Raw genomic sequence first — 9,971 nt, 5'->3', positions numbered from 1 at the left:
GATACGGGCAACGACCCGTGCCGCAGCTGTTGGATTGTCCTTTTCGATGAAGGCGCCAATCTGGTCGAGACGACGCACGGCCCGTTGGGTCCAGCGGATCCGCTTCATCGTTCGGGCTTGACGTATTTCGCTATGATGCCGGCCAAGTCCTTCTCGCTTGCGAATTCTCCTCGATCGGCTTCGTCAAGGCCGGCCTCGATCTCGGCAAGCTGCCATTCTTCCCTGGCGACATAGTCTTCGATCGCTTGAGCCGCGACGTAGGAACGAGAGCGATCCACCTTTTCGGCCAATTGGTCGAGCTTGGCCACAGTCTCATCCGGAAGCCGTACGGTGAAGGCGCTCATCATCCTGTCTCCATTCTGGTTCATTGTGAATGTGGTGGAACCAAGTTGGTTCGTCAACCTCGCATGCCGTGAGGCAGAGCGGCGCCTCAGCGCTTTGTCGTACAACCAGCTTCCCAAGGCGCCGATCGTTCTGCCAATTCCACCATGTCGGGAACCGGCGCGACCGGGGCCGACAGAACCTCCATGAACTCCGCGAACCCTTCCGGGCTCATGCGGACAAGACGGTTGTCCATCAGCATATCCTCGGCCGCGCGCACGGCAGCATCGCGCACGAAATCCGCGCGGGATCGACCGCGCAGAGTGGCGGCACGATCAATCATCGCCACGTCCGCTTCCGATAGGCGGATCGAGATCGGGTATTCCTTACGTTCAACCGAGGCGACCATGACTGTCTCCTGCCCTGCAATACAGCGATCCGTTGCGCCATATGCAATACAGAAGCCCGCCCGACCATTTCTATTTTCGCATGAAGGTCAGGTAAGCGGGCCGCCGTCCTTCGCGGATGGCCTTGGCCTCGTAGCGGGTGCCGGGCCAGCCCGCATAGGGCCGGTGCCAGGCGGCAGCGTCTTCAGCCTGCCACGCGAAAGCGCCGTGATCCCGGCAGGCAAGCAACGTCCAGTTCACATAGCTGTCGATATCGGAGGCGAAGCGGAACCTGCCGCCGGATTTCAGCACCCGGGCAAAGCGGTCGAGATTGGCGGCGCCGACGAAACGCCGCTTCCAGTGCTTCTTCTTCGGCCACGGATCGGGATAGAGCAGGTCGACGCCGTCGAGCGAGCCAGACGGCAGCCAGTCGAGCAGGCGCGTGGCGTCGTCGTCATAGACCCTGAGATTGGCAAGCGGCGCCTTGCCGAGCGCCGTCATGATCTTGGCCATGCCGTTGACGAAGGGCTCGACGCCGATGAAACCGGTGGCCGGCGCTTCCGTCGCGCGATGCAGGAGATGCTCGCCGCCGCCGAAGCCGATTTCCAGCTGGAGCGCCGAAACCTGCGCCTTGAACAAGGTCCTGAGATCGGCCGGCGCTTGCGCCGTCAGGTCGACCCGGTATTCGCGCAGGCCGCCTTCGAGGGCGATCGCCTGCTGCGGGCGTATAGTCTTGCCGTGCCGGCGACCGAAGAATCCTTCGGTCGCCCGGCTCGGCCTATCCTTTGCGTCCGCTGGCGTCAGGCGGCGACGGCGTCCTTGAGCGCCTTGGCAAGATCGGTCTTTTCCCAGGAGAAGGAGCCGTCGCGACCGGCCTTGCGGCCGAAATGGCCGTAGGACGAGGTTTTTGCATAGATCGGCTTGTTGAGGTCGAGATGACGGCGAATGCCCGACGGCGACAGGTCCATCACCTTGCGCAGCGCATCCTCGAGCTTCGATTCGTCTACCTTGCCGGTGCCGTGCAGGTCGACATAGACCGACAGCGGCTGGGCGACGCCGATGGCGTAGGAGAGCTGGATGGTGCAGCGGTCGGCAAGCTTGGCCGCAACCACGTTTTTGGCAAGGTAGCGCGCCGCATAGGCGGCCGAACGGTCGACCTTGGTGGTGTCCTTGCCCGAGAAGGCGCCGCCGCCGTGGGGGGCTGCGCCACCATAGGTGTCGACGATGATCTTGCGGCCGGTGAGGCCGGCATCGCCGTCAGGCCCGCCGATGACGAACTTGCCGGTCGGGTTGATGTACCAGTTGCAGTCCTCGGCGATCTTCAAGTCGCCAAGCGCCTCGCGGATATAGGGCTCGACCACCTTGCGGACCTTCTTGGAGTCCCAGTTCGCATCGAGATGCTGGGTGGAGAGCACGATCTGCGTGACTTCCGCCGCCTTGCCGTCGGCATAGCGCACGGTGACCTGGCTCTTGGCGTCCGGGCCGAGCTTGCCGGCGTCGCCGTTGCCTTCATGACGCGCCGCTGCCAGCAGTTCGAGAATCTTGTGGCTGTAATAGATCGGCGCCGGCATCAGATCGGGCGTCTCACGGCAGGCGTAGCCGAACATGATGCCCTGGTCGCCGGCCCCTTCCTCGCCCTGGCGGTCGGCGGCATTGTCGACGCCCTGGCCGATGTCGGGCGACTGGCCATGCAGCAGCACGTCGATCTTGGCGGTCTTCCAGTGGAAGCCGGACTGCTCGTAGCCGATCTCGCGGATCGCCTTGCGGGCAACCGACTTGAACTTGGCCGGGTTGACCACAGGGTGGCCGGACGCATCCTTGAGGACGTTGCCCGCCTTGTCCTTCTTCAAAAGCGTGTCGGGGACACGGACCTCGCCGGCGATGACGACGCGGTTGGTGGTGGCCAGCGTCTCGCAGGCAACGCGCACCTTCCACGGATCCATGCCCGTCTTCTTGGCTTCGCGATAGACCAGATCGACGATCTCGTCGGAGATGCGGTCACAGACTTTGTCGGGATGACCCTCGGAGACGGATTCCGAGGTGAAGAGATAATTCTGCCGCGTCACGGGTGTCCCCTCTTGAAAAGATCGGCAAGCTGCCGATTTTGGCGCGCCACGTGTTAGCGGTGCCGGGCGCCGCTCGTCAAGCGGCGCGACGGATCTGGCATGAATGTAGGCAAGGTCGGCTATGCCACCGGCGATGCGCCATCGCCGGCGGCATTTGACAAATCAATCGGCGTCCTCGGCGGAGAGCGCCTTCACCAGATCGATGATCCTGCGGCGCACCTTGACGTCGCCGATCTTGACGAAAGCCCGGTTGAGCTGGAGCCCTTCGGGACTGCCGCAGAATTCAATGGCGAACGCCATCGAGGAGTCTTCGGCAAATCCCCTGGTGCCGCCGGCGGGCTCCTCGCCCGGGGCATCCTCGAAGAAGAAGGCGACAGGAACGCTCAGGATGGAGGCGATCGCCTGCAGGCGGCTGGCGCCAACCCTGTTTGTGCCCTTCTCGTACTTCTGGATCTGCTGAAAGGTGATGCCGAGATTTTCACCCAGCTTTTCCTGGCTCATTCCAAGCATATTGCGACGCAGCCGGATGCGGCTCCCGACATGGATGTCGATCGGATTCGGCTTCTTCTTGTTCTCTTCTGTCATTTTTTCCTCGCCGAATTTTTCCGGCTTTTTCTATTTGTTCCGCCCATATGAAGCCGGAGCCACCTGCCCCAACAGAACCCTCCAACCGACTTCGAGAAAATTTTAGGCGTTACAGTATGAGTTTCTAATGTGCCGACTGTCAATTCACCCGTAGCCGCTGCCTTACATTCAATGTGAAGGCAATCAGCGCAAACAGCAACATGATCAGCAATCCGTTAATGCGTCGCTGTTCGGCGGACAGGAGGGAGCGCCCAGAAACCGGCACATGCGCGTCGATAGCGCCGCGCGCGTCGACGGCAAGCGCATCGACAATGCGCCCGCGCGAATCAACGACGGCCGATATGCCATTGTTAGCCGCGCGCAACAGAGGCATTCCGTTCTCCGCTGCGCGAATCTGGGCCTGCCTGAAGTGCTGATACGGGCCTGGCGTGTCGCCGAACCATGCGTCGTTGGTGACGTTGACAATCAAGTCGGCGGACACAGCGTCAGCAGCGACGAGATCGGGAAAAATCACCTCGTAGCAGATGAACGGAGCGGCGCGCAGGCCGCCCGGCACGCCGATCGGATGGCGCTCGTTGCCGGCGGCGAAATTCATCGGCCCGGCAACGAGCTGGCCTATGCCCAAGCGTTCGAACAAGTCGGCGAAGGGCAGATATTCGCCGAAGGGCACCAGATGCACCTTGTCGACGGCATCGACGATCTCGCCCTTGTCGTTGATCGCCACGACGGAATTGTAATAGCGGCTGCCGGCATTGGCCGATCCGCCCTCTTCTCGCACGACACCAGCTATCAGCATCTGGCCGTCGGCCAGCATGTCGCCCAGCGCCGTCAGCGCGTCCGGACGCTCGGTGAAAAGGAACGGCACCGATGTCTCCGGCCACAGGATAAGCTGCGGCTTGGCGTGGCCCTGTTCCGGCGCTTTCCCCGATATCCCCAGCAAAGTCGCGAAGATGCGGTCGCGCACCGAGGCATCCCACTTCTCGCTGAGATCGACAGCGGGCTGGACGATGCGGACATCGATCGCGCGGCTCGATTCGACCGGTGCCGCAAGCCTGACATAGCCGAAGCCGACATGGGCGGCGACGAGGATGACAAACAAGGCGAGGCCGAGCTTGAGATGGCGGCGCGCGGCGATGAGCGCCGGAAGCGAAAAGACAAAGACCGCGAGCGCATTCATGCCGATCATGCCGGTCACCGATACGCTCTGCATCAGGAGCGGAACCGGCATTGCGGCATAGCCGACGGCATTCCACGGGAAGCCGGTGAAGAGGAAATCGCGCAGCCATTCGGCAAGCCCGAAGCCGAAGGCTAACGCTGCGATACGACCAATGTCGCTGCTCCAGAACAGCCGCGCCACGACCGTGGCGAAACCATAGAAGAAGGCCAGCGCGAAGGGGATGCCGACAACGGCGAAGGGCAAGGCCCAGGCGAACGTATCGGCCTCGACCAGCAATGCCTGACCGATCCACCAGAGACCGGCCAGAAAATAGCCGAAGCCGAACCACCAGCCCGTGGCGAAGGCCGGCCTCAGGCGCCTCAACCAGCCATCCGATGCCTCGCCGGTGGCGCCGTCGAGCAGCCAGACAAGGACCGGGAACGAAACGAAGCAGACGGCGAAGAAATCGTAAGGCGCCTGGGCAAGCACCGCCAGCGCTCCGGCGGCAAACGCCACCAGCGCCCGCCGCCACCCCCACAGCAGAATTATCCGGCCGGCAAAGCGCTGCATCAAGCTTCCCAAGTCGCGCGAATCAGGGAGCTAGAGGTTTAACAGGCTGCGCCGCCCGATCCAAACCCAGATAAGCGCAGCCCGATAGACCGTCGCGCTATAACGGGAACCGGTCTCCCGCCATAGCTCTTTGCCTTGGCCGCATTTCTGCAACGCAAGGCGATTCCGCATTGGCTGAAAATGCTCAGTTGTGCCAACCCTCGATCCGCAGGCCGCTCAGCCGCTCGGCCTCGCCCTTCGGGACGACGCGCACGGTCTGGCTGAATGTCCAGACATGGCCCTCGGGATCGCGAGCGCGGTATTGGCGCTCGCCGTAGAAATGATCCGTCGGCTCTTGAAGAATTTCCGCGCCGGCCGCACGTGCCCTTTCGCAATGGGCGTCGATATCGTGCCGCAGCCGGACATAGACCGCCTGGGTGTTCTTGCCGCCGACCGAGGCCGGGCTGGCGACATGCTCGGCCCATTCGCAATCGACGATGATGTAGCCGTCGCCGAAACGCATTTCGGCATGGACAAGCCGGCCGTCGGCGTCGCTCACCACCATGCTCGGCTCGAAGCCGAAGGCCGCCTGCAGCCAGGTCAATGCCGCGCGCGGATCTTTATAGAAAACGCCTGAGCCGAGAACGGCATGCTTGAATGGATCGTCGACGGGCATGTCGCGACGGTGTCAGGCCTGCTCGGTGCGCGCGGCGCGGCGGCGACGCTCGCCTTTCTGGCTCTGCACGATGCGCACGCGCTTGACGCGGCGCGGGTCGGCGTCGAGCACGTGGAACTCGAACCCGGGGATGGCCTGCACCACTTCGCCGCGAGCGGGGACGCGGCCGAGCGTGTTGAAGATCATGCCGCCGATGGTGTCGACATATTCGCCATGCTCGCCGGCGGCGAAATCCTCGCCGATCATCTTGGCGACCTCATCGATCTCGGCCTTGCCGTCGACGACGAAGACGCCGTCACCGGTCTGCGTGATCATCGGCTCGTCGTCGTCATGCTCGTCCTCGATGTCGCCGACCACCATCTCGACGATGTCCTCCAGCGAGGCGAGGCCATCGGTGCCGCCATACTCGTCGATGACCAGCGCCATCTGCGTGCGGTTCGTCTGCATGCGCCCCATCAGGTCGGAGGCAAGCATCGAGGGCGGCACGAACAGAACCGGGCGGATCAGGCTGAGATCGCCGATGGTGCGCGCAAGATCGACCTGGGCAAGGTCGAGCGCGGTCGACACCGGCGTCTTCGCTCTGCTGCGGCCCTTCTTGACGCGGGCGAGCTTGGTGATGTGGGCGAGCACGTCGCGGATGTGAACCATGCCGCGCGGATCGTCCAATGTCTCGGAATAGACAGGCATGCGCGAATGGCCGGACTGCTCGAACAGGCCGAGCAGATCGCCAAGCGTCGTGTTGATCTCGACCGCCTCGATGTCGGCGCGCGGCACCATGACGTCCTCGACCCGCACTTCGCGCAGGCGCAGGATGTTGTTGAGCATGGCGCGTTCGCCAGGCGAGAAGGCGCCGGCATCGGTCGCCGTTTCGGCAAGCGCGCCGGCGATTTCCTCGCGCAGGCTGGTGCCGTTGCGGTGCCGGAACAGGCCAAGCACGCGATCGAAGAGGGAAGGACCGGCATGCGTCGGCTCGGCGGCCGCGCTGCCGGTCGGAATACTCGGACTCGAGCCCTCATCCGTCTTTTCGGAAGACTTGGCAGCACTGCCGGCGTCCGGACGGGCGGCAGTTTCTGGTGTGTCGTTCATCGCCATCGGGTCAATTGAGCTTTTTTGTTACGCGTAGGGATCGGGAATGGCAAGTCTCGCAAGCGCCGCGCGCTCGATCGCTTCCATCTCCTCGGCCTCGGCATCGGTCTCATGATCATGGCCCAAAAGATGCAGCAGGCCATGGATAACAAGATGGGTGATATGGTTTGCAACCGGCTTGTCTTCCAGTGCCGCCTCGCGAGACACCGTCTCGGAAGCCAGCACAATATCGCCCAGCATCGGCGGCAGCTTGCCGCCTTTCGGGAACGAAAAAGCCGGAAAAGACAAGACGTTGGTGGGCTTGTCCTTGCCGCTCCATTCGGCATTGAGCGCCTGGATATGGGCATCGTCGGAAAAAACGACGCTGAGCTCGGAAGCGCCGGCCGCGCCGGTCTCGGCAAAAGCAGCCGCAACGGCGCGCTCGACCAGACGCGTCAACTCGGCTTCCGCGGGCCAAGTGCCAGCCTCGACGAAAATATCGATGTCGACCGGGGTTCCGGCAGAGGATTTGTTGTCTGCAGCCATGCGGCCTTTGATCAGCTTTCGGCGCCGAGGCCTCGCGCCAGCTTGCCGTCGCGGTCATAGGCCTTGACGATCTCGGCGACCAGCGGGTGGCGCACCACGTCGCCTTCGTTGAAGCGGACCGTGACGATCCCCGGCACGCCATCGAGGATGCGCAGCGCCTCGACCAGTCCCGACTTGGTGTTGGGCGGCAGGTCGATCTGGGTCGGATCGCCGGTGACGATCATGCGCGAGTTCTCGCCGAGACGGGTCAGGAACATCTTCATCTGCATCGGCGTGGTGTTCTGCGCTTCGTCGAGGATCACCGCCGCATGCGCCAGCGTGCGGCCGCGCATGAAGGCCAAGGGCGCGATCTCGATGACCTCGGCAGCGATCGCCCGCTCGACCTTGTCGGCCGGCATCATGTCGTAGAGCGCGTCGTAGAGGGGTCTGAGATAGGGATCGACCTTCTCCTTCATGTCGCCGGGCAGGAAGCCCAGCCGCTCGCCGGCCTCGACGGCCGGGCGCGACAGCACGATGCGCTCGACCATGCCGCGTTCGAGCAGCATGGCCGCATGCGCCACCGCCAGATAGGTCTTGCCGGTGCCGGCCGGGCCGATGCCGAAGACCATTTCCGAGCGCTCCAGCGCCCGCATATAGGCGTCCTGCGTCAGCGAACGGGCATAGATCGTCTTCTTGCGCGTCGCGATCTGGGCGGCCGAAACCTTGCCCTTGCGCTCCAAGGTGGGCAGCGTCAGCTGGTCGTCGGCGGCAATCGCCATGCGCACGGCGCCGTCGACATCCGACTGGCCGATGTCGACGCCCTTCTGCAGGATGCCGTAGAGCGTATCCAGCGCCCGGCGCGCCTGTTCGGCGGCCGAAGCCGAGCCTTTGATCGCAAGCTGGTTGCCGCGCGAACGGATATCCACGCCGAGCTTCTGCTCGAGCCGAGCCAAATTCTCGTCGAACTGACCATAAAGGGCGCTGGCAAGCTTGTTGTTGTCGAAGGTCAGTACGATGTGCGCCATGTCGGAAGCCCCGGACGCCTGGTTCGGGGGCGGATTCTTCAGTTCAGCAGCGCTCAACCGTCTCTCCTCATCTGCCGAGGCCCGTCAGGCCAGTTCGGCGAACAGGCTATTGTAGCCCGTCCTTGTGATTCGTACGTCAATAATGTCACCGATTCCACCGGCCTTGTCGTCAACAATAACGGGCTGCAGCCACGGCGAACGGCCAACTTTCTGGCCGGCCTGCCGGCCAGGCTTCTCGATCAGCGTGCCGATGGTCCTGCCGACCAGGCTCAAGCCGAAATCCTGCTGCTGCCTGAGAAGCAGAGCCTGCAGAGCCTGCAGACGCTCGTCCTTCACCGCTTCCGAGACATGGCCATCCATTTCGGCGCCCGGTGTGCCGGGGCGAGGCGAATATTTGAACGAGAAAGCCGAGGCATAATTCACCTCGCGCACCAATTTCAGTGTCGCTTCGAAATCCTCATCCGTCTCGCCGGGGAAGCCGACGATGAAGTCGCCGGACATGGCGATATCGGCGCGGGCGGCGCGAATGCGCTCGATGAGCGCCAGATAGTCGCGCGCCGTATGGCGCCGGTTCATCGCCTTCAAAATCCGGTCGGAGCCCGACTGTACCGGCAGATGCAGATAGGGCATCAGCGCCGGCAGGTCCCGATGCGCGGCGATCAATTCATCGTCCATGTCGCGCGGGTGGCTGGTGGTGTAGCGCAGCCGCGCCAGGCCGGGGATTTTCGCCAGACGAAACAGCAGGCGGCCAAGACCCCATTCCTCGCCATTTTCGCCGACACCGTGCCAGGCATTGACGTTCTGGCCGAGCAGCGTCACCTCGCGCACGCCTGCCTCGGCCAGGCGCTCGGCCTCGGCGACGATCTGCGCCACCGGGCGCGAAACCTCGGAGCCGCGCGTGTAAGGCACCACGCAGAAGGTGCAGAACTTGTCGCAACCTTCCTGCACTGTCAGGAAAGCGGTGACGCCGCGCCTGGCAAGCTCGGCGCGCTTCGGCTGCGGCAGATGCTCGAACTTGTCCTCGACGGCGTATTCGGTCTCGACGATCTTTTCGCCGCCACGGACCCTCGCCAGCACGTCGGGCAGCCGGTGATAGGTCTGCGGGCCGATGACCAGATCGACCGCTGGCGAGCGGCGGATGATCTCGGCGCCCTCGGCTTGCGCCACGCAGCCGGCGACGCCGATCAGGAGTTCGCGGCCGGCCTCGGCGCGCTCGGCTTTCATGTCGCGGATGCGGCCAAGCTCGGAATAGACCTTTTCCGCCGCCTTTTCGCGGATATGGCAGGTGTTGAGCAGCACCAGATCGGCGTCTTCGATGGCGTCGGTGGCGACATAGCCGTCGGCCACCAGCGCATCGGTCATGCGCTGGGAATCGTAGACATTCATCTGGCAGCCATAAGTCTTGACGAAGACCTTTTTCGCCGTCGGGTCCGTGCCGGCCGAGTGCTCGGCGGCAGCGCCGATGCCGTGGCTTTCAATCGTGTTCAATTCCATCGGGCGGCTTCTAGCGCCTTTCCGTGACAAAAAACAGACGAATCTGCCTGAAGCAGGTTGTACCGACAGGACGCGCTTCAGGTCTTTTCTATTTATGTATGTCGTTATCCCAAAACCGCTACG

12 protein-coding genes are annotated in these 9,971 nt (G+C 63.4%); all 12 read right to left on the bottom strand.

Features of this window, described 5'->3' with window-relative positions; translation table 11 throughout:
- Positions 1 to 108, bottom strand: a 108-nt coding sequence (locus tag FJ980_RS35425) for a type II toxin-antitoxin system RelE/ParE family toxin (protein WP_348640660.1), incomplete at its 3' end; no start/stop codon positions are given.
- Complete coding sequence (locus tag FJ980_RS18575; protein ID WP_181181247.1) at positions 105 to 347, bottom strand: CopG family ribbon-helix-helix protein; 243 nt, start codon at positions 345 to 347, stop codon at positions 105 to 107. The genes FJ980_RS18575 and FJ980_RS35425, both read right to left, overlap by 4 nt.
- 83 nt (positions 348 to 430) lie before the next feature.
- Complete coding sequence (locus FJ980_RS18570) at positions 431 to 730, bottom strand: DUF1778 domain-containing protein (protein ID WP_140545198.1); 300 nt, start codon at positions 728 to 730, stop codon at positions 431 to 433.
- 70 nt (positions 731 to 800) lie between these two features.
- On the bottom strand, positions 801 to 1,511 hold the full coding sequence (locus tag FJ980_RS18565) for a tRNA (guanosine(46)-N(7))-methyltransferase TrmB (protein WP_140545196.1): 711 nt from the start codon (positions 1,509 to 1,511) through the stop codon (positions 801 to 803).
- A complete protein-coding gene (metK, locus tag FJ980_RS18560) occupies positions 1,508 to 2,773 on the bottom strand; it encodes a methionine adenosyltransferase (RefSeq protein WP_140545194.1) in 1,266 nt (421 codons plus the stop codon). Before metK ends, FJ980_RS18565 begins: the two co-directional genes overlap by 4 nt.
- 162 nt (positions 2,774 to 2,935) lie before the next feature.
- A complete protein-coding gene (locus FJ980_RS18555; RefSeq protein ID WP_140545192.1) occupies positions 2,936 to 3,358 on the bottom strand; it encodes a helix-turn-helix transcriptional regulator in 423 nt (140 codons plus the stop codon).
- A gap of 139 nt (positions 3,359 to 3,497) precedes the next feature.
- Positions 3,498 to 5,084 carry an apolipoprotein N-acyltransferase gene (gene lnt / locus FJ980_RS18550; RefSeq protein WP_140545189.1) on the bottom strand — a complete coding sequence of 529 codons (1,587 nt, stop codon included), beginning with the start codon at positions 5,082 to 5,084 and terminating at the stop codon, positions 3,498 to 3,500.
- A gap of 184 nt (positions 5,085 to 5,268) precedes the next feature.
- Positions 5,269 to 5,739, bottom strand: coding sequence for a VOC family protein (locus FJ980_RS18545; protein WP_140545187.1), 471 nt, complete (start codon positions 5,737 to 5,739; stop codon positions 5,269 to 5,271).
- A 12-nt stretch (positions 5,740 to 5,751) separates the two neighbouring features.
- On the bottom strand, positions 5,752 to 6,825 hold the full coding sequence (locus FJ980_RS18540; RefSeq protein ID WP_140545185.1) for a hemolysin family protein: 1,074 nt from the start codon (positions 6,823 to 6,825) through the stop codon (positions 5,752 to 5,754).
- A gap of 27 nt (positions 6,826 to 6,852) precedes the next feature.
- Positions 6,853 to 7,350: an rRNA maturation RNase YbeY gene (gene ybeY, locus FJ980_RS18535; protein ID WP_140545183.1), complete on the bottom strand. Its 498-nt coding sequence runs from the start codon at positions 7,348 to 7,350 to the stop codon at positions 6,853 to 6,855.
- A gap of 11 nt (positions 7,351 to 7,361) precedes the next feature.
- A complete protein-coding gene (locus FJ980_RS18530; protein ID WP_140545180.1) occupies positions 7,362 to 8,411 on the bottom strand; it encodes a PhoH family protein in 1,050 nt (349 codons plus the stop codon).
- Positions 8,412 to 8,438: 27 nt separating this feature from the next.
- Entirely contained in the window at positions 8,439 to 9,848 is a 1,410-nt protein-coding gene (gene miaB, locus FJ980_RS18525) for a tRNA (N6-isopentenyl adenosine(37)-C2)-methylthiotransferase MiaB (protein WP_140545178.1), read from the bottom strand.
- Positions 9,849 to 9,971: the final 123 nt, after the last annotated feature.

Source organism: Mesorhizobium sp. B1-1-5 (assembly GCF_006443065.1).
Classification (GTDB): domain Bacteria; phylum Pseudomonadota; class Alphaproteobacteria; order Rhizobiales; family Rhizobiaceae; genus Mesorhizobium.
Note: the sequence above shows the minus strand (reverse complement) of the source record. Positions and strands in the feature narration are given on the sequence as shown.